At 62.8% G+C, this 19450-nt stretch carries 19 protein-coding genes and 1 pseudogene; 15 read left to right on the plus strand and 5 right to left on the minus strand.

Annotation, left to right across the window (positions count from 1 at the left end; genetic code table 11):
• Positions 1-28: 28 nt before the first annotated feature.
• From G7077_RS00080 to G7077_RS00090, 3 genes are read right to left on the minus strand one after another with little or no spacing between them, the layout of a single operon-like run.
• A complete protein-coding gene (locus G7077_RS00080) occupies positions 29-283 on the minus strand; it encodes a hypothetical protein (protein WP_166409951.1) in 255 nt (84 codons plus the stop codon).
• Entirely contained in the window at positions 235-1248 is a 1014-nt protein-coding gene (locus tag G7077_RS00085) for an acetyltransferase domain-containing protein (protein WP_166409952.1), read from the minus strand. Before G7077_RS00085 ends, G7077_RS00080 begins: the two co-directional genes overlap by 49 nt.
• A 53-nt stretch (positions 1249-1301) precedes the next feature.
• Positions 1302-3056, minus strand: a complete 1755-nt coding sequence (locus G7077_RS00090; RefSeq protein ID WP_166409953.1) for a cation:proton antiporter domain-containing protein — start codon at positions 3054-3056, stop codon at positions 1302-1304.
• Positions 3057-3136: 80 nt separating this feature from the next.
• On the opposite strand from G7077_RS00090, the gene G7077_RS00095 reads away from it, so the two are divergent.
• The 3 genes and pseudogenes from G7077_RS00095 to G7077_RS00105 form a co-directional block, all read left to right on the plus strand.
• On the plus strand, positions 3137-3343 hold the full coding sequence (locus G7077_RS00095; RefSeq protein ID WP_166409954.1) for a hypervirulence associated TUDOR domain-containing protein: 207 nt from the start codon (positions 3137-3139) through the stop codon (positions 3341-3343).
• Positions 3340-4587, plus strand: a complete 1248-nt coding sequence (locus G7077_RS00100) for an FAD-dependent monooxygenase (RefSeq protein WP_166409955.1) — start codon at positions 3340-3342, stop codon at positions 4585-4587. Before G7077_RS00095 ends, G7077_RS00100 begins: the two co-directional genes overlap by 4 nt.
• A 122-nt stretch (positions 4588-4709) precedes the next feature.
• Positions 4710-5636, plus strand: a pseudogene (locus tag G7077_RS00105) (FAD-dependent oxidoreductase); the annotation flags it as partial.
• Between the two features lie 240 nt (positions 5637-5876).
• On the opposite strand, the gene G7077_RS00110 reads toward G7077_RS00105, so the two are convergent.
• On the minus strand, positions 5877-7097 hold the full coding sequence (locus tag G7077_RS00110) for an NADP-dependent isocitrate dehydrogenase (protein WP_166409956.1): 1221 nt from the start codon (positions 7095-7097) through the stop codon (positions 5877-5879).
• Positions 7098-7203: 106 nt separating this feature from the next.
• Here G7077_RS00110 and G7077_RS00115 point away from each other — a divergent pair, with 106 nt between their 5' ends.
• Together G7077_RS00115 and G7077_RS00120 are read left to right on the plus strand one after the other, a co-directional pair.
• Positions 7204-7941: a phosphatidylserine decarboxylase gene (locus G7077_RS00115; protein WP_166409957.1), complete on the plus strand. Its 738-nt coding sequence runs from the start codon at positions 7204-7206 to the stop codon at positions 7939-7941.
• Positions 7938-8696 carry a CDP-alcohol phosphatidyltransferase family protein gene (locus G7077_RS00120; protein WP_166409958.1) on the plus strand — a complete coding sequence of 253 codons (759 nt, stop codon included), beginning with the start codon at positions 7938-7940 and terminating at the stop codon, positions 8694-8696. The genes G7077_RS00115 and G7077_RS00120 overlap by 4 nt, the downstream gene beginning before the upstream one ends.
• Here the strand turns inward: G7077_RS00120 and G7077_RS00125 are convergent.
• Positions 8668-8895: a hypothetical protein gene (locus tag G7077_RS00125; protein WP_166409959.1), complete on the minus strand. Its 228-nt coding sequence runs from the start codon at positions 8893-8895 to the stop codon at positions 8668-8670. The two genes, G7077_RS00120 and G7077_RS00125, sit on opposite strands and share 29 nt — an antisense overlap.
• A 249-nt stretch (positions 8896-9144) precedes the next feature.
• On the opposite strand from G7077_RS00125, the gene rpsB reads away from it, so the two are divergent.
• The 10 genes from rpsB (at position 9145) to G7077_RS00175 (ending at position 19448) form a co-directional block, all read left to right on the plus strand.
• A complete protein-coding gene (gene rpsB, locus G7077_RS00130) occupies positions 9145-9900 on the plus strand; it encodes a 30S ribosomal protein S2 (protein ID WP_166409960.1) in 756 nt (251 codons plus the stop codon).
• A gap of 118 nt (positions 9901-10018) precedes the next feature.
• Positions 10019-10948 (plus strand): translation elongation factor Ts, encoded by a 930-nt coding sequence (tsf, locus tag G7077_RS00135; protein ID WP_166409961.1) that lies wholly within the window; start codon positions 10019-10021, stop codon positions 10946-10948.
• Between the two features lie 91 nt (positions 10949-11039).
• A complete protein-coding gene (gene pyrH / locus G7077_RS00140; protein WP_166409962.1) occupies positions 11040-11762 on the plus strand; it encodes a UMP kinase in 723 nt (240 codons plus the stop codon).
• A gap of 2 nt (positions 11763-11764) precedes the next feature.
• Positions 11765-12322 (plus strand): ribosome recycling factor, encoded by a 558-nt coding sequence (gene frr, locus G7077_RS00145; protein ID WP_166409963.1) that lies wholly within the window; start codon positions 11765-11767, stop codon positions 12320-12322.
• Positions 12319-13065, plus strand: a complete 747-nt coding sequence (uppS, locus tag G7077_RS00150; RefSeq protein ID WP_425505291.1) for a polyprenyl diphosphate synthase — start codon at positions 12319-12321, stop codon at positions 13063-13065. Before frr ends, uppS begins: the two co-directional genes overlap by 4 nt.
• Positions 13062-13697, plus strand: coding sequence for a phosphatidate cytidylyltransferase (locus G7077_RS00155; protein ID WP_166409964.1), 636 nt, complete (start codon positions 13062-13064; stop codon positions 13695-13697). Before uppS ends, G7077_RS00155 begins: the two co-directional genes overlap by 4 nt.
• On the plus strand, positions 13694-14854 hold the full coding sequence (locus tag G7077_RS00160) for a 1-deoxy-D-xylulose-5-phosphate reductoisomerase (RefSeq protein ID WP_166409965.1): 1161 nt from the start codon (positions 13694-13696) through the stop codon (positions 14852-14854). The genes G7077_RS00155 and G7077_RS00160 overlap by 4 nt, the downstream gene beginning before the upstream one ends.
• Positions 14854-15975: an RIP metalloprotease RseP gene (gene rseP, locus G7077_RS00165; protein WP_166412218.1), complete on the plus strand. Its 1122-nt coding sequence runs from the start codon at positions 14854-14856 to the stop codon at positions 15973-15975. The genes G7077_RS00160 and rseP overlap by 1 nt, the downstream gene beginning before the upstream one ends.
• Before the next feature lie 72 nt (positions 15976-16047).
• Positions 16048-18729 (plus strand): outer membrane protein assembly factor BamA, encoded by a 2682-nt coding sequence (gene bamA / locus G7077_RS00170; RefSeq protein WP_166409966.1) that lies wholly within the window; start codon positions 16048-16050, stop codon positions 18727-18729.
• On the plus strand, positions 18729-19448 hold the full coding sequence (locus tag G7077_RS00175; RefSeq protein WP_166409967.1) for an OmpH/Skp family outer membrane protein: 720 nt from the start codon (positions 18729-18731) through the stop codon (positions 19446-19448). Before bamA ends, G7077_RS00175 begins: the two co-directional genes overlap by 1 nt.
• Positions 19449-19450: the final 2 nt, after the last annotated feature.

The following is a 19450-nucleotide window of genomic DNA, read 5'->3' on the forward strand; positions in this document are numbered from 1 at the left end:
CGCTTGAGACGGCAGGCCGTTCCGCCCCCTAGATGTAGCCGAGCCACCAGTCGCGACGGCGCCTCTTCAATGCCGCCATCCACCGCGCCAGCGGGATCAGCAATGCGATGACGAGCAGCCAAACCCCATAGACGACGCCCAGCGACCAGCCCCAAGCCACCGGTGGCTGTCCGGAGAAGGCCTTGCCGAGCACATTGATTGCCGCATCCGGATTGCCGACTGCCGCATCGGCGATCAGCGCAAGGCCGTGTGCGATGTAGAGATGGCAAAGATAGGTAAACAAGGGGGTGCGGCCGAAGTCGAGCAGAACGCGCGCTGCCCCCCGCGGAAATGCTGGAGCGCGAGGAAGATCAACATCGACGTACCCAGCGTGGCGCAGACATAGTCAGGCGACGGCGGATATTTGGAGACGTTCATGAACGACATGACCGTCTGCGTCTCCGTAGCTCCGGTCTTCCACGGCGCGGGGTCGCCATATCCATTGAGCGCCCGCATGATTACGAACGCGACCAGCAGGCCCAGAGCAAGCGGCAACAGGATACGCGTTCGTTCGCGCTCTAAGCGGAAGCTTGGTCCGAGTCCGAAGCCGAGGCACATGACGCCAAGCCATGGAATGGCGGCGTAAAAGGCGAGAATCGGTGTTCCCGGGATCAGGTTGGGAGCAACCGTCATGATCCGGATGATGGCGGCCGCTCCCGTCGCACCTTCGGTAGCCGCGGCAACAAGTGGGTAGATCAACAGGATCGCGACCCCGATGATCAGCACTGCCACAGATGGAAGCCGCGCAAGCGCTGCCATGCAGATCATCGATATGCCGATGGCCCAGATCACCTGAAGAAAGACCACCGAAACGCCGAAGTTGAACCCGAAGGTGACAACGGTCACTTCAAGGAACACCAGCCAGGCACCCCGCGTAAGCAGGAACCGAGACAGGTCGGCGCCTGCCTTGCCGTTCGCGCGCTGGAGGAAGATCGACACGCCGGCCAGAAAGACGAAGGTGGGGGCGCACAGGTGCGTGATCCACCGGGTGACGTAGAGCAAGGGATAGCTTTGCACCGGATCGGTCGGGTCGAAGCTGTTGACGGACACGTGAAAGAAGTCGCGGACATGGTCGAGGACCATGAACACGATCACCAGACCGCGAAGCATGTCGATCGCGTCCAGACGCGCCGCTCCCGAGCGGGTGACCCCCGCCGGCACTGGTTCGACCAAAGCGTCGCCGTTCAGCTGTGCTGCCTGTGTTGCCATCGGAAGCCCCCTTCCTGTTGTGAACCGGTCATAGCACGCCGGCGCGGGCACCGTCAGCCCTTTGGCGCGGCGTCCCTCACTCGTCGCCGGCCCAGGCGCGGCTCATGCTCCAGCTCCGCTTCCTCCATGATCTCGGCGCGCAGCTCGCTGCGCTTTTCGTGGATGCTGGCGATGACGGGCCCCATGGCGAGACCGATGTCGACGAGCACCGCTTCCGAAAGCTGAAGCGAGGCTTCGACCGTCTCCGGGACGGCATCGGTCACTCCCGCCTTGTAGAGCTGGGCGGCATGGCCGGGATCGCGGGCGCGGGCGATGATCGCAAGGTCCGGACACCAACCCCGCACCCGGCGAGCAATCTGTGCCACCAAAACGGGATCGTCCATCGTCAGCACCAAAGCCGCGGCATGACCGAGCTGCAGCTTATCTAGCAGTTCGCTCCGCCCGACATCGCCGAACAGGATGGAATAGCCGCCTTCACGCGCCGCCATGACGGCATCGATGTCACTTTCAACTGCGAGATACGGCTTTCCGTGCTGGGTCAGCATGTCTGCGACCATCTTGCCGATACGGCCGAACCCGAAGATCACGGTGCGGCCAGACATATCGGACGGTGTTTCGCCATCCCCATGCCGCGCATCGGCCCGCCGACCTGCGAAGCGCCCGAGTGTTGCAAGCAGTGGCGTGATGGTGAGGCCGACGGCGGTCACGACCTGCCAGAATGCCGCGGTTTCGCCGCTAATCGCGCCCGACGCCGCTGCCGCGCCGATCAGGATAAGGCTGGTTTCCGAAGGCGACGCCATCAGCAGGCCCGTTTCCGCCGCGGTCCCCAATCTGGAGCCGGCGAGACGCAAGAGCAGGCCGGTCACGAGAGACTTCACGAGCAGTACGCCGACGAGTGCGCCGAGCAGACTGGGCCACATGCCGGCGATCACGCGAAAGTCGATTTGCATGCCGACTGTGATCAGGAAGATGCCGAGCGCCAGCCCTCGAAACGGTGCAGTGACGACCTCCACCTCGCTTCGATATTCCGTTTCCGCGATCAGGACGCCGGCGATCAGCGCGCCGACGATCGGCGACAGCCCCACGGCTCCGGTCGCAAGGCTGGCGACGATCACTACCAGCAGGCTGACGGCGAGGAACAACTCGGGGCTTTTCGTCCGGGCTGCCTGCGCAAACAGACGCGGAAGGAGCACGCGACCGATCAACAGCATGGCGGCAATCACCAGCGCGCCCTTCCACGCCGTTTCCGCCATCGCGCCCAGCCCGGCGCTGCCCAGCAGGAACAGCAAGGGGACAAGCGCCAGATCCTCGAACAGCAACATCGCAAAGGCTGCGCGCCCAACCGGCGTCTTCGTCCCCGCGATCGGCAGAACCAGTGCCGTGGACGACATTGCCAGCGCGAAGCCCAGTGCAACGGCACTGGAAGGCGCTTCGCCGAACAGCAGCAGCCCGCTGCCGATAAGGAGCGCGCCCATCATCAGCTCGGCCGCGCCAACCCCGAACACCGCCTTGCGCATAGCAACAAGGCGCCGGAAGCTCAGCTCCAACCCAATTGAGAAGAGCAGCAGGATGATCCCGAATTCAGCGAAGGGCTCGATGGCGTGAGGGTCGTTGATGGTGACGGCTTCAAGCCAGGGATAGGCATCCGCATAACCGCCCAGGCCGAACGGTCCAGCGATCATTCCAACGATGATGAAGCCGATCACCGGCGAGATCTTGAGGCGGGCAAACGCGGGGATGACGATACCCGCCGCACCGAGGATCGTCAGCGCGTCGCTAAGCCCGTTTCCACTAAGTTCGCCAGCCATACCGGCTTTAGAGCAGCCCGTCGCCTTTCTGTCATCCGGAACTCGCTTCGCGCGTTGCAAGAGGGCGAAGGAGAACTGCGATGGCGAAGAGTTTGAAGGCCGGCGACAAGGTCAGCTGGAAGTCACATGGCGGCGAAGCGCATGGCAAGGTCGTGAAGAAGGTCACCTCCCCAATGACCATCAAAGGTCACAAGGTGGCTGCGTCCAAGGACAATCCCGAATATCTCGTTGAGACAGACGAGGGGAAGCAGGCCGCCCACAAGCCGGACGCGCTGAAGAAGGGATGAGGCCTCGCGACGACGTCATCATCGCCGGCGGTGGTCCCGCCGGAATGATGGCGGGGCTACTTTTCGCCCGGGCCGGTTGCCGGGTTCGGGTGCTCGAAAAGCATCGAGACTTCCTGCACGACTTTCGCGGCGACACCGTTCATCCAGCCACGATGGACGTGCTCGACGACCTCGGACTGCTCGACCGCTTTCTCGAGAGACCCCACGACCGGCTTCAGAAAGCCCAACTCCGGATCGGCGGACGCGAGATGGTCGTTGGCGATCTGTCGCGGGTGAAGGGTAGGACTCCATTCGTGGCCATGATGCCGCAGTGGGAGTTCCTCGACTTCCTTCGCGCCGAAGCGGTCCAACTGCCGAACTTCCAAGTGGAGATGGGCCGCGGGGTCGGTGACATCAGGTTCGAAGAGGGCAGGGCAACGGCGGTGAAGACGTCCGACGGGACCTTGCTCGGCGCCTCTGCCCTGATCATAGCCGCAGATGGTCGTCGCTCGGTCGTTCGGCGGCGCGGCCTGCTCCCGGCCAAGGATCTCGGATCTCCCATCGACGTTTTCTGGTTCGAGCTTCCCAAGCGCTCGCCGGAGCAAGGCGTGCTTCGTATTGCCGTTGATCGAGGGCGCATCCTCGTCCGCGTCGACCGTGCCACATACTGGCAGTGCGCGTTCGTGATCCCGAAGGGCTCCGCCCAAGAGCTTCGACGTCATGGCGTCGACCATGTCCGGGCCGAGATCGAACGTGTGGAACCTCGGCTTGAAAATATCGGTCAGGACCTGACAAGCCTGGATCAGCTCCACCTGCTTGAAGTCAGTCTCGACCGGCTGACGCGCTGGAGTCGCCCCGGCCTTCTCGCGATTGGCGACGCCGCTCACGCCATGTCACCGATGGGCGGGATCGGGATCAACTTCGCGATCCAGGATGCGGTCGCGGCGGCCAATCTGCTCGCACCAGGCATCGCGGCGGGGAGCAGCGTCGATCAGCTGCTGCAAAGAGTGCAGCGCCGGCGTTATGCTTCGACGGCACTGGTTCAGGCCGTTCAACGCATCGCTCAAAACTGGGTACTAGCCCCATGCTTCATCGCGCCGGCAGTCTGGAACGGCCGCCTTGGCCCTTGCTCCTCCTTGACGCGATGCCCGCCCTTCGCCGCCTGCCGGGCCGTGCGATCGCCTGGGGCGTACGGCGGGAGCGGGTGTCGTTCGCCTGAGCAATTCGCTTCCAAAATAGGCATTGGTCTGCCACCTCACCGCTAGAGCACCCGTGTCCGTATGTTAGAAAGGGCTCCTGTTGTGCGTGCGTACAGGTTACCACGAACATTGGGAGCATTCGCATGGACGCCGACCTGATTGTGGCCGGGGGCGGTCCCGCCGGAGTAATGGCCGGTCTTTTGTTCGCTCGTGCCGGATGCCGCACCATTGTGCTGGAAAAGCACGCCGACTTCTTCCGCGACTTCCGGGGTGACACGGTCCACCCCTCGACCCTTGAGCTGATGCGCGAGCTCGGCCTCCTCGACGACTTCCTGAAGCGCCCGCACGATGAGGTTCACAAGCTAACCGCCCGCGTGGCCGACACGCAGGTCACGATCGCCGACCTCAGCCACCTTCCGGTTGAGAGCCGCTTCGTTGCCATGATGCCGCAATGGGAGTTTCTCGACTTCCTGACGCAGGAGGCGCGACATTACCCTACGTTCGACTTGCGGATGCAGGCGGAAGCAGTCGACTTGCTGACCGACGGCAGCCGTGTTGCGGGCGTGCGGCTCAAGGACGGGAGCGAGCTTCGTGCGCCGCTGACCATCGCGGCGGACGGACGAAGCTCCGTTCTTCGTTCAAAGGCGACGCTTCCCAAGATCGACTTCGGCGTCCCGATCGACGTGCTGTGGTTCAGGCTGCCCAAGAAGAAGAGCGAGGAGAATCAGACCGGCGGTACCTTCGGAACAGGCGCCTTTCTCGTCGAGATTGATCGCGGCGATTATTGGCAATGCGCCTATGTCGTTCCCAAGGGGGCGGCGAAGGAGGTGGAGGCGAGGGGCCTCGATGCCTTCCGGGAGGAAGTCGCCCGTGCCGAGCCGAAGTTGGCGGGCGCGGTCGACACGCTCCAGGACTGGGATCAGGTCAAGCTGCTGTCGGTCTCACTCGACCGGCTGTCGACCTGGTGGAAACCCGGCCTGCTCGCGATCGGCGATGCGGCTCATGCCATGTCGCCGGTCGGCGGTGTCGGCGTAAACCTCGCGGTTCAGGATGCCGTCGCCGCCGCCAACATCCTGTCGGGGCCCTTGGCAAAGGGCCGTGACGTGACGCCGCTACTCGCCAAGGTGCAGGCTCGGCGGCTGTTCCCCACGCGCATGGTCCAGCGAATGCAAAAAGGCCGTCCACGACCGCATCCTGACGCCCCTGGTGGTGCAGCGAGCGGTCCTCACCAAAGTGCCGCTGCCGCTGCGCCTTTTCCAACGCATCCCATTCATGAGCCGGATTCCGGCCCGTATCATCGGTCTCGGCGTCCGGCGGGAACATATCCGCTCGCCGGACGCCGGCCTGAGGCAAGCTTAGGCCCAGCTGGCCATCTTGGTTTCGAGGTTCGCGCGAATGGCCTCGAAGAATTGTTCGGTGGTCATCCATGCCTGGTCCGGACCGACCAGGATCGCGAGATCCTTGGTCATCTTTCCGCTCTCGACCGTCTCGATGCAGACTTCCTCGAGTGTCTCGGCGAAGCGGACGACGTCGGGTGTGTCGTCGAACTTGCCGCGATAGATGAGGCCGCGGGTCCAGGCGAAGATGGACGCAATGGGGTTCGTCGACGTCGACTTGCCCTGCTGGTGCATGCGGTAGTGGCGGGTAACGGTGCCGTGCGCCGCCTCGGCCTCCACCGTCTTGCCATCTGGGGTCATCAGCACTGACGTCATCAGGCCGAGCGAGCCGAAGCCCTGCGCCACCTGATCCGATTGGACGTCGCCGTCGTAATTCTTGCAGGCCCAAACGAACTTGCCGCTCCACTTCAGCGCGGACGCGACCATGTCGTCGATCAGGCGATGCTGATACTCGATGCCCGCAGCGGTGAACTTGTCCTTAAATTCGCTGTCGAAAATCTCCTGAAAGATGTCCTTGAAGCGGCCGTCATAGGCTTTCAGGATAGTGTTCTTTGTCGACAGGTACAGCGGCCAGCCGCGGTCCAGGGCGTAGTTCATGCTCGCCCGGGCGAAGTCGCGAATGGAATCGTCCAGGTTGTACATGCCCATGGCGACGCCGGCTTCGGGGAAGTCGAACACTTCCTCCTCGATCACTTGGCCGTCCTCGCCAACCCATTTCATGCTGAGCTTGCCCTTGCCCGGCACCTTGAAGTCGGTCGCCTTATACTGATCGCCGAAGGCGTGACGGCCGACGACGATCGGGTCGGTCCAGCCGGGAATCAGCCTCGGCACGTTGGAGATGACGATCGGCTCGCGGAAGATCACGCCGCCGAGGATGTTGCGGATCGTACCGTTGGGCGACTTCCACATCTTCTGGAGCTTGAACTCCTCGACTCGGGCTTCGTCAGGCGTGATGGTGGCGCACTTCACGCCGACACCATGCTGCTTGATCGCATTGGCCGCGTCGATCGTGATCTGATCGCCCGTCTCGTCGCGCTTCTCGACGCCAAGGTCGAAGTAGATGAGGTCGATGTCGAGATAAGGCTGAATCAGCCGTTCGCGAATCCACTGCCAGATGATGCGGGTCATCTCGTCGCCATCGAGTTCGACGACGGGGTTTTTCACCTTGATCTTGGCCATGCGGGTTCCCGATTTTGTGTGTGGTTCGGGCGGCGCCTTAAAACGGTGCCGAAAGCGAGGCAACCGCGCCGTTGCCCGCGTGCGCGGCGGGCAGTAGGAGGGGCGGATGCCTTCGCTCGACAAGCCCGATGCCCCAATCACCACCACGGTGAAGTGGCGCTTTCCCTCCGTCCATCCCGAGGGACGCAAGTTCGCCGTCATCGCCGGCGCAATCACGCTTGCGACCTATCTGATGGTCAGCCACTTCATCGGCTGGTTATTCGTTCTGGTGACCATCTGGGTGCTCGCCTTCTTCCGCGACCCGATCCGGACCACGCCGCGCGGCGACAACCTGATCGTTGCGCCTGCCGACGGGCTGATCACCCTCATCGTCAGGGTGCCGCCCCCGCCCGAACTTCGTGGCGCCGACGGTCTCGGTGATGCCGAGATGGTGCGGGTATCGATGTTCATGAGTGTGTTCGACGTTCACATCAATCGCTCGCCGATCGCCGGTACCATTCGCCGGATCGCCTACATTCCGGGCAAGTTCGTGAACGCCGACCTGGATAAGGCTAGCGAGGATAACGAACGCCAACATTTCATGGTCGAGAGCGCCAATGGTACCCGCATCGGTTTCACCCAAATTGCGGGCCTGGTCGCCCGGCGGATCATGGCCTTTGTACGTGAGGGTGATGCAGTTCAGGCCGGCGAGCGGATCGGGCTGATCCGCTTCGGAAGCCGTGTCGACGTTTATCTTCCCGCTGGCACCGGCCCGCGGGTGATCCTGGGGCAAAGGACGATCGCCGGAGAAACGGTCATTGCCGAGATTGGCGTCGATCCGGCTCTGACCGGGATCAGCCAATGATTCAGGAGCGGGAAGGGCGGGGCATTCCCTTCCGCGCGATGGTTCCCAACGCCATCACCGCGCTGGCCTTGTGCTTCGGGCTCACGGGCGTGCGGTTCGCAATCACGGACGAGTGGCAGTGGGCTCTGGGCTTTATCGTCTTTGCCGGTGTGCTTGACGGCCTCGATGGCCGCATCGCCCGTCTGCTTCGGGCGCAAAGCAAGTTTGGCGCTGAACTTGACTCACTGGCGGACAACATCGCCTTCGGAACGGCACCTGCGCTCGTGCTGTTTCTGTGGGCGCTCAGGGATGCTCCACGGGTTGGATGGATTGCTGCACTTGCCTATGCGGTCTGCATGGCGTTGCGGCTGGCCCGCTTCAACGCCCGGATCGACAATACCGAGCAGCCTCATAAGTCCGCAGGTTTCAACACCGGTGTTCCGGCTCCAGCGGGGGCAGGGCTCGTATTCGTCCCGATTTACCTCTGGCTGATCACGGGCAACGAGCTTTTCCAGCATTGGCCGCTGGTCACTGGATGGACCTTCTTCATCGCGGCTCTGATGATTTCGAGCCTGCCGACTTACAGCTGGTCGTCGATGCGAATTCGACGCGAGTGGCGCTTACTGGCGCTCGTGGCAGTTGCGCTTCTCGGAGCGGCGCTGATGGTTGCGCCGTGGCCGACGTTGCTTGCCGTATCGGGTCTGTACTTGGCGATGCTACCGTTCAGCCTCGCAAGCTACGGACGGGTCAAGCGACGGCGCGCTGCTTCGGTGTAACGCGAACTGGCCGTTGCTGGACCACGGCCCGTGAACGGACGCGAACCGGAACGGCCGTGAAAGTCGGCTCGGCGAGCCCTGATTGGCCACGAAGGGCGGCAAGAACCTTGCCGCCGCTTTCCTCGGCCATGCGCAGTGCAACGGCACCGATCATCCATAAGGTGGCAACACAAACGAGGGTGGAAAGCACTGCAAGCATAGCATTCTTCCTTGGTTAAGCGCTGAACCCGCGGAATCCCGTTTCGTTCCGGAGCAATCAGGCATCCTGTTGAACCGCAACAATGTTCGTGTTTTGTTCTGTTCCTGTCAAGCCCTCACCAAAGCCTTGAAAGGGCGGCAATGTTTCGCTAGAGGGCCGCGCATCCCACAGGCGGAGCCAAACATACCGGTGCTGACCTAACCGTCAGTCATTCGGTTCCGCCGAGGCATAACCGGAAGGAGAAGACCTATGGCGGCCCCTGTCGTCACTCTACAGCAATTGCTCGAAGCCGGAGCGCACTTCGGCCACCAGACCCACCGCTGGAATCCGCGGATGAAGCCGTACATTTTCGGCGACCGCAACGGTGTTCACATCATCGACCTGTCGCAGAGCGTTCCGCTCTTCGCCCGCGCCCTCGACTTCGTGTCGCAGACCGTAGCTCGCGGCGGCAAGGTTTTGTTCGTCGGCACCAAGCGTCAGGCTCAGGATGCGGTTGCCGAGGCGGCCCGCGCCAGCGGTCAGCACTTCGTCAACCATCGTTGGCTGGGCGGCATGCTGACCAACTGGAAGACCATCTCCAACTCGATCAAGCGCCTCAAGAGCCTTGAGGAGCAGCTGAGCGGCGACACCGCCGGCCTCACTAAGAAGGAAGTCCTTCAGCTGACCCGCGAGCGCGACAAGCTCGAGAAGAGCCTTGGCGGCATCCGCGACATGGGCGGTCTTCCCGACGTCATGTTCGTCATCGATACGAACAAGGAAGAACTGGCCATCAAGGAAGCCAACGTCCTTGGCATTCCGGTCGTTGCGATCCTCGATTCGAACAGCGACCCGAACGGCATCGCTTTCCCGGTTCCCGGTAACGACGACGCCAGCCGGGCCATCCGCCTGTATGCGGACTCCATCGCTCAGGCAGCGAGCAGCGGCCGCAGCGGCGGTGCAGCGGCGCGCGGCGAGGACATCGGCTCGATGGCCGAACCGCCGGTTGAAGCCGCGCTGGCCGAGTAATTGCATTCCCCTCCCGCAAGCGGGAGGGGCGAGGGGAGGCTTGTCTGCCTTCCTCCGAGCACAACATTCCCTCCCCAACCCCTCCCGTCCCCGGGAGGGGAGCTAGAAGGATTTAAACATGGCTGAGATCACGGCCGCTGCAGTGAAGGAACTGCGTGAGCGCACCGGCGCCGGCATGATGGATTGCAAGAAGGCGCTTGCCGAAACCAACGGCGACATGGAAGCCGCGATCGATTGGCTTCGTGCCAAGGGCCTGTCGGCTGCGGCCAAAAAGTCCGGTCGCACGGCGGCCGAGGGCCTGGTCGGCGTCGCCGTCGAGGGAACTCGGGGCGCGGTCGTCGAGGTGAACTCCGAAACGGATTTCGTCGCCAAGAACGAGCAGTTCCAGAATTTCGTTCGCGAAGTCGCCAAGCTGGCACTGACCACCGGCGGCGATGTCGAGGCGCTGGGCGCGGCTGCCTATCCGACCGGCGGTACCGTTGCCGAAGCACTGACGAACAACATCGCCACCATCGGCGAGAACCAGTCGCTTCGCCGCACAATCGTGCTTGAGGTCAGTGAAGGCGCGGTCGTTCCTTACGTCCACAATGCGGTGGTGCCGGGCCTCGGCAAGATCGGCGTCCTCGTCGCGCTCGAAAGCGCTGCGCCCGCCGAAACGTTGCAGGCGCTTGGAAAGCAGATCGCGATGCACATCGCGGCTGCCAACCCGCTGGCGCTCGACGCGGACTCGCTGGACCAGGCGATGGTCGAGCGTGAGCGTGCCATCGCCATGGAAAAGGCCAAGGACAGTGGCAAGCCGCAGAATATCATCGAGAAGATGGTGGAAGGCGGCATCGCCAAGTTCCGCAAGGACAATGCCCTCCTGTCGCAGCTGTTCGTGATGGACAACAAGACACCGGTCGCGGAAGTGATCGCCGCAGCCGCCAAGGAAGCCGGTACGGGCATTGCCCTCAAGAACTTTGTCCGCATCCAGCTGGGTGAGGGTATCGAGAAGGAACAGAGCGACTTTGCGGCCGAGGTTGCGGCAGCGGCAGGTGTCGCCGCCTAAGCCTCTTGCCTCTTGGGAGTTGGCAACGGGGCGGGCGCGCCATAGAAGCGCGTCCGCCCCTTTGCTTGCCCGCTAAACAGGACGCCGCAGAATGACCCGACCGCGCTACCACCGGATCCTTTTGAAACTGTCCGGCGAGGTGCTGATGGGCGACAGCGGACTGTCGATCGATCCAGCCACGATCAGCCGCGTCGCCGAAGAAATTGCAGACGTTCGCCGGCAGGGCTTTGAGCTGTGCGTCGTCGTGGGCGGAGGCAACATTTTCCGCGGCATCTCCGGCGCTGCGCGGGGCATGGACCGTGCGACCGGCGACTATATGGGCATGCTCGCCACCGTGATGAACGCGCTGGCAGTCCAGAACGCGCTTGAGAAGATCGGCGTCGAGACCCGTGTCCAGTCGGCGATCCCGATGGCCAGCGTCTGCGAGCCATTCATCCGCCGCCGGGCAGAGCGTCACCTCGAAAAGGGCCGGATCGTCATCTTCGCCGCGGGCGTTGGCAGTCCCTTCTTCACGACGGATTCCGGCGCAGCACTGCGGGCGGCGGAAATGAAATGCGACGCCTTGTTCAAGGGCACGTCGGTAGATGGCGTCTATAATGCCGATCCGAAGAAGGTGGCCGACGCGAAGCGTTATGAAACAGTCAGTTATAGCACGGTGCTCGCGGACGATCTGAAGGTCATGGACGCCAGCGCCATCGCGCTCTGCCGCGACAACAACATTCCCATCGTCGTGTTCAACATCCGCCAACCCGGCAATCTTGCCGAAGTGCTTGCGGGTCGTGGTGTCGCGACGGTCGTACAAAACGGAGAGTGAACATGCCTGCATTCGACAAGTCCGACCTACAGCGCCGCATGCAGGGCGCAGTTGATGCGCTGAAGAGCGATCTTGTGGGCCTCCGTACCGGACGCGCCTCGACCAACCTGCTCGATCCGATCACGGTGGAGGTTTACGGCGCCCATATGCCGCTGAACCAGGTCGCGACCGTTTCCGCGCCGGAGCCGCGGATGCTTAGCGTTCAGGTTTGGGACCGCTCCAACGTCGGGCCGGTTGAGAAGGCGATCCGCTCCGCTGGCCTTGGTCTCAACCCGGTGACGGACGGGCAAATGGTCCGGCTGCCCATTCCTGACCTCACCGAGGAGCGCCGCAAGGAGCTTGCCAAGCTGGTCGGCCAGTATGCCGAAAAGGCGCGCATCGCTGTCCGCAACGTCCGCCGAGACGGCAATGACGCGCTGAAGGCCGACGAGAAGAAGGGCGAGATCAGCGAAGACGACCGCAAGCGGCAGGAGGCCGAGGTCCAGAAGCTGACCGACCAGACGATCGCCGACATCGACAGCGCTGCTCAGGCCAAGGAAAAGGAAATTCTCGGCAAGTGACCTCGACCGCGCCAGCGGCGGAGGACAGTCAGGCCGTGAACGGGGGCGGCGGGCCGAGGCACGTCGCGATCATCATGGACGGCAACGGCCGCTGGGCCTCCCAGCGCGGCCTTCCACGCGTTGCCGGCCATCGCGCCGGCGCGGAATCACTCCGCAAGGCCATCCGAACCGCAGTCGAGCACGGCGTTGAGGCCCTGACGGTCTATGCTTTCTCCTCGGAGAATTGGCGGCGCAGTTCGGAAGAGATCTCCGATCTAACATCGCTGATGCGCTACTATCTGGAGCGGGAGCTCGCCACTTTCGAAAAGGAGGGCGTTCGGCTCCAGATCATTGGCGACTTCTCGGCCTTCGGATCTGAGCTGGCTGCAAAACTGTCCCGCGCGGTGGAGCGGACCTCCGGGAATCGACGCATCACCCTTGTTGTGGCGTTGAACTATGGCTCACAGGCCGAGATCGCGGCGGCCGCAAGAAAACTGGCCGAGCGGGCGCGTTCGGGTGCCGTCGATCCTGCCGACATATGTCCGGCGATGCTTGAGGCCGAACTGCAGACCGCGAATTTGCCTGAACTCGACCTTCTGATCCGCACGTCAGGCGAGGAGAGGCTGTCCAACTTCCTGTTGTGGCAAGCGGCCTATGCCGAATTGGTATTCCTCGACACGCTCTGGCCGGACTTCGACGAAGCGACGTTCACGCACGCCATCGAGCAATATCGCGGCAGGCACCGCCGGTTCGGCGGGCGATGAGGGAATTGCTGATCCGCTCTGTGGCCGGCATCGTCATGATCGCCGTCGCGCTTCTCGCCGTCATCAAGGGCGGCACGGTTCTGGTCGCGCTTGCCGGCCTCGTCGGCGTCGTCCTGCTGATGGAATGGCTGCGTCTGGTTCGCGGTTGGCATTGGTCGTGGGGCGTCTCGGGCCTGCTGTATGCTTTGGGCGCAGCAATCTCCCTGATCTGGCTACGTGGGCTTGCTCAGGACGGTATCGCGATCACGATGTGGACGTTCATCGTCACTTGGTCGACCGACATCGGCGCCTACTTCGCTGGACGCACTTTGGGCCGGACCAAGCTTGCGCCGGCGATCAGTCCCAACAAGACGGTGGAGGGGCTCGCAGGCGGTGTTCTCGCCGCCGCTATCTTCGGCGGGGCCTGGGTGCTTGGGATCGGGCTGGAACAGCGAGCGCTCCTGTTGCTTGCGCCGCTGTTCGCACTGCTGGCCCAGGCCGGCGACCTGTTTGAAAGCGGGATGAAGCGCCGGGCAGGAGTGAAGGATTCCGGGCACTGGCTTCCCGGGCACGGCGGGATCCTTGACCGGCTCGACGGCTTCGTGCCGGTCGTGATTGCAACCGCGCTACTTTTCGCCATTGGGCTGCTGTGACCCGACGCATCTCGATCCTCGGTGCGACGGGTAGCATCGGCAGCTCGACCCTCGACTTGATCGAGAGAAATCCCGATCGCTTCGAAGTTGCGGCGGTGACTGCCAATTCAAACGTCGACGAGCTTGCTGCGATCGCGCGCAGGACAGGTGCGACACTCGCGGTGATTGCCGACGAAACGAAGTATTCGGCGCTCAAGGAGGCGGTCGCCGGGACCCGATGCGCGGTTGCTGCCGGAGAGAATGCCCTGATCGAGGCCGCGCAGGCGGAGGCTGAGCTGGTTATTGCGGCAATCGTCGGTTGCGCGGGGTTGCGGCCGACCATGGCGGCGATCGAGGCGGGGCGAACGGTCGGACTGGCGAACAAGGAAGCACTGGTGACGGCGGGCTCGCTGATGACTGAGACCGCGCGGCGCAAGAGCGTCGATTTGCTCCCGGTCGACAGCGAGCATAACGCGATTTTTCAGTGTCTTGCTGGCGAAAGCACGGATCAGATCGAAAGAATGATCCTGACTGCGAGCGGCGGGCCGTTCCGTACCTGGACGGCCGAACGGATCGACGCAGCGACCCCGGACCAGGCCGTGGCTCATCCGAACTGGTCGATGGGTGCGAAGATCTCGGTCGATTCCGCAACCCTGATGAACAAGGGGCTGGAGCTGATCGAGGCACATCACCTGTTCGGAGTATCGGCGGACCGTCTTGACGTTGTCGTTCACCCGCAATCGGCCATCCACTCGCTGGTGGAGTTCGTCGACGGGTCGATGCTCGCGCAAATCGGGCCGCCGGACATGAGGGTTCCGATAGCTTATGTGCTCGGTTGGCCAGAACGCATCGCTACACCAGTGCCGCGGGTGCGCCTGGCCGACCTTGGACGAATGGACTTCGAGGAGCCGGACCTGCAGCGGTTCCCGGCACTCCGCATTGCCAGGGAGGCGCTTGCGGCAGGTGGCGCAGCAGCCGTCGTCCTCAACGCCGCGAATGAGGTCGCGGTTGAGCTGTTCCTTGCCAACCGCATCAAATTCAACGATATTCCGGCAATCGTGGAGCAGGCGCTGAACCGTCATTCCGGTCCTTCGCCCGCGAGCATCGAGGACGTGATGGAAATTGATCGTGGCAGCCGGGCAGATGCCCGCCTGGTGGCCGGAAGCTTTTGCCGATGATGGGCGGCGCGCCTCTGTGGCTGGTGCTGCTCGCCTTCATCGGCATGCTTGGCCCGCTCGTCTTCTTTCACGAGCTTGGTCATTATCTCATCGGGCGGTGGTTCGGGGTCGGCGCCGAGATTTTCTCTATCGGCTTTGGCCGCGAGATCGTCGGCTGGACCGATCGGCGCGGAACCCGATGGAAGGTGGCCTGGCTGCCGCTAGGCGGCTACGTCAAGTTCGTCGGCGACATGAACCCTGCCAGCGCGCCGGCAAACCCGAATGAGGTTCCGGAAGCGCTTCGCAGCCAGAGCTTCCATTGCAAACCTGTTTGGCAACGCTTCCTGATCGTCCTGGCGGGGCCGATGACCAACTTCCTTCTGGCCATCCTGATCTTTGCCGCCTTCTTTAGTTTCGTCGGCAGCCCGCTGACCAACGTGGTTGGAGCGGTACAGCCGAACAGCGCAGCGGCTCAGGCCGGAATTCGGAAGGGCGATCAGCTTCTGTCGGTCGCAGGCCGCTCGACCCCGACGTTCGATGACATCTTCAATACCGTGGCCCTTCGACCGAATGAAAAAGTGGACGTGCTGGTAAGGCGGGGCGGCGAGGAGCAAAGCTTCGCCGTTACGCTCGGTACCGCGCCGGTCAAGGACGGCAATCGTACCTTCCAACGCGGCCTTCTCGGCGTCGCTCCGGACTTGCAGCTGCGAGAACCGGTGTCGCCGCTGAAGGCTTTGCCGATGGCGGTGGAATATACCTGGCGGCTGACGACGACCATTGTCGACGGGCTGGTGCAGCTGGTGCGCGGGAGACTTCCCGCGGAGCAACTCGGTGGCCCTCTGAAAATCGCACAGGTGGCAGGAGAAGGCGCCTCGCAGGGCATGCTGCCGTTCGTTGGCCTGGTGGCGATGATCTCAATTAATCTCGGATTCATCAACCTCTTGCCAGTTCCGATGCTGGATGGAGGCCATCTGCTCTTTTACGCAATCGAGGCGGTTCGCCGCCGGCCGGTCAGTCCGCGAACGCTCGACTGGGCGTTTCGGGGTGGGCTTGCCGCGCTGCTTGCACTGTTTCTCTTCACGACCTTCAACGATCTCGGGTCGTTCGGTCTCTGGGACAGGCTTGAACGCTTGATTGGATAGGGCGGTTGGGGCAGGGCTGCACCACTGTTTGGCGGCAAACCGAGCCGCATGGATAATTAAGGGCGGGGACGGGTGATCTCAGCAAATAATACCTTCAAGCGCGCGGGTGCCGTGCTCCTCGTCGGGACGATCCTTGGCGGCTCCCCGTCGACGGTTCTGGCGCAGACTGCGGCGCCGGAGCAGGCTCCTCCGGCAAACGCTCCTGCACCGGCCGCGCAACCGGCTCAGCCCGCAACCGCGACGCTTACGACCGCGCCCGTTCAGCCGAGCACGATCCGTTCGGTCGCCGTCCGCGGTAACCAGCGGCTGGAGCCGGAAACGGTGCGTGCCTACGCGAACCTTTCACCGGGGCTGAACTATACGCCGGAGACCGTCGATCAGGCGCTGAAAGACCTCTACGCGACCGAGTTGTTCAAGGATGTCCAGATCCTGGGCGCGGATACGGGCAACATCGTCATCCAGGTTCAGGAAAATCCGGTCATCAACCGTATTGTTTTGGATGGCAATAAGCGGATCAAGGAGGACAAGATCCTCCCCGAGATCAAGCTCGCCCCACGGCAGATCTTCACTGCCTCCAAGGTCCGCGCCGATGTCGAGCGCATCGTCGAGCTGTACCGCCGGCAGGGCCGTTTTGCGGCACGCGTAGAGCCGAAGACCGTCCAGCTTGAGCAGAACCGCGTCGACCTCGTCTTCGAGATTTACGAGGGCGACAAGTCCAAGGTTCGAAGCATCAACATCATCGGCAACGAGCAGTTCAGCGATGGCCGGCTCCGCAAGGAGATGTTCACGCGACAGGCTGGTGGTCTGCTGGGCTTCTTCAAATCGAACGACAGCTATGACCCGGACCGGCTTGCCGCCGATCAGCAGAAGCTTCGCGCCTTCTACCTGACCGAAGGCTATGCCGACTTCCGCGTCGTGTCGGCGCTCGCCGAGCTGACGCCCGATCGCCGCGACTTCGTAATCACCTATGTCGTCGAGGAAGGTCCCCGTTACCGGTTCGGGCCGATCAAGGCGGAAAGCCTTCTGCGCGATCTACCGCCGGCATCGATCCAGCGAGGCTTGAAAATCCGCGAAGGCGAGTGGTTTGACGCCAAGGCGGTGGAAGACGCCGTCACTGACCTCAATGAAGTGGCCGGCGCTCTGGGCTACGCGACCGCGGACATCAACCCGCAATATAATCGCGACGCCGAGAAGAAGGTGATGGGCATTACCTTCCAAGTCGGCGAGACGCCGCGCCAATATGTCGAGCGCATCGACGTCAACGGCAATACGATCACCCGCGACAAAGTCATTCGCCGCGAATTCCGGATCAACGAAGGCGACGCCTTTAATGCGATCAAGATCAGGCGATCGCAGGATCGTATCCAAAGCCTCGGCTACTTTCAGGAAAAGCTGGAAATCAAGGATGAGGAAGGGTCCACGCCGGATCGCCGCGTCCTAAGTGTCGACGTCGAGGAAAAATCGAGCGGCGAGCTTCAGCTCTCGGGCGGTTACTCAAGCCTCGAACGCTTCATTCTCGCCTTCTCGATCGCCGAGCGCAATTTCATGGGCAAGGGTCAGGAGCTCAACGCCGGCATCAGCTATTCGAAATATTCGAAGTCGGTACAGCTGGGCTTTGTCGAACCTTATCTGTTCGACAAGGCCATTATGCTCGGCGGCGATATCTTCCGGCGCGACTACAACAGCTTCAACTACATCGGGAATCAGCGCAACACGACCTATTCGCAGGTCAGCACCGGCCTCGGTCTCCGGACCGGCTTTCCCGTCACGGAATATCTGAGTTTCGGGACGCGCTACTCCCTGCAGCAGGACAAGGTCACCCTCGACAAGAACACATTCTATTCGGACCTCGACGGTGATGGCATTCGCACCTGTGAGCCGTTGCTCGCTGGTCGCTATCTCTGCGACGAGATCGGGAAGCGTCTCACGTCGCTGATCGGCTATTCGGCCGTTTACGACAGCACCGACGGCATCCGTCCGACCAAGGGACGGCGCTTCAGCTTTTCGCAGGATTTTGCGGGGCTTGGCGGTGACGTCAGGTACATCCGAAGCAGGGTCGACGCTTCACAATATCTGAGCTTCGGCGGCGGCTTCGTCTTCTCGGCGTTGGGCCAGGCCGGATATATCCATCCGCTCCAAGGGTCGCCGGGGGTTGGCCGCGACGCAATCCGGCTGACCGATCGCTTCTTCGGACCGCAACTTCGCGGCTTCGATATTCGCGGGATCGGGCCGCGCATCCGGCGCGTGGCCTATGACGTCGATGGGGCGCTGGACTTTGAAAGCCGCCGCGTCAGCGATTCCATCGGTGGCCGCGCATTCTACATGGGGCGCCTTGAGGTCGAGCCGCCGATCAGCGCCGGCCTGAAAAGCATGGGATTGCGGCCTTCGGCGTTCCTCGACATCGGTTCGTTGTGGAACATCAGGCAGCCGGTTCTGACCGACATCCCCGGCACGTGCGTCCTGCGCAAGGCCGATAATACGATCGAAAAGACCCAGACATTGCTTCCTGGTCAGTCGTGCGCGACCTTACCGACCGGGTTGCCCGCAACCGATACCCGGACGTTCGTGCTGTCTCAGCCGGGGTATAAGGAATTCTTCCTCGGCAACTCCGCCAAGCCGCGCCTGTCCATTGGTATCGGCGTCAACTGGGTGTCGCCGTTCGGCCCCTTCCGGATCGACATTGCCAAGGCTCTTCTCAAGCAGGAGGGCGACGACACCAAATTCTTCAGCTTCAACGTAGGAACCAACTTCTAATGAAGACCATCCTCAAGACCGTGCTTATCGCCGGTGGTCTCGGCATTTCGGCAAACGCTGGTGCCCAGGTGACGAATATCGCCACCATCGATACGCTGGAGGCCATCGCCAATGCGAAGGCGCTTGTTCAAGCCAACAATGCGATCACGACCCAGTTCGCGAGCACAACGACGCAGCTTGAACAAAAGCGTCAGCAGCTCGAACCGCTGATCGCACGGATGGACACCAACAAGGACGGAAACGTCGATTCGCGTGAGTTCACTGCCGCGCGCAATTCCAAGGTAGCTGCGGTTAAGCAGGCTTCGACCCAAGCGGAAACCATCCAACGTGAAATGCAGACGCTCAGCCAGCCGGAAGCGATTGCGCGCCTTTATGCGCTCGAGCAGCTGCTGACCCGCTTCAACACCGCACAGCAGAAGGTGGTCACCGATCGCCGCATCGGCGCGGTGCTTGCACCCACCGCCTTCATCTATGCGCCGCCGACGGCAGACATCACGGCGGCTGTCACCGCCGAGCTGGATCGGACGGTGCCCACGGTCACGACCGCGGCGCCCGCCAACTGGCGCCCCCGGCAGCAGACCGTTCAGGCGATGGAGCAGTTGATCCAGCTCGGTCAGGCAAGGGCTGCCTACGCCCAGGCCGCGGCGCAGCAGCCGGCGACGGCTGCACCCGCGACGGCCACCCCGGCCCCGACCGCGACCCAACCTGCCGGCCGCTAAGC

Origin of the sequence: Sphingomonas piscis, from assembly GCF_011300455.1 — a bacterium.
GTDB lineage: Bacteria > Pseudomonadota > Alphaproteobacteria > Sphingomonadales > Sphingomonadaceae > Sphingomicrobium > Sphingomicrobium piscis.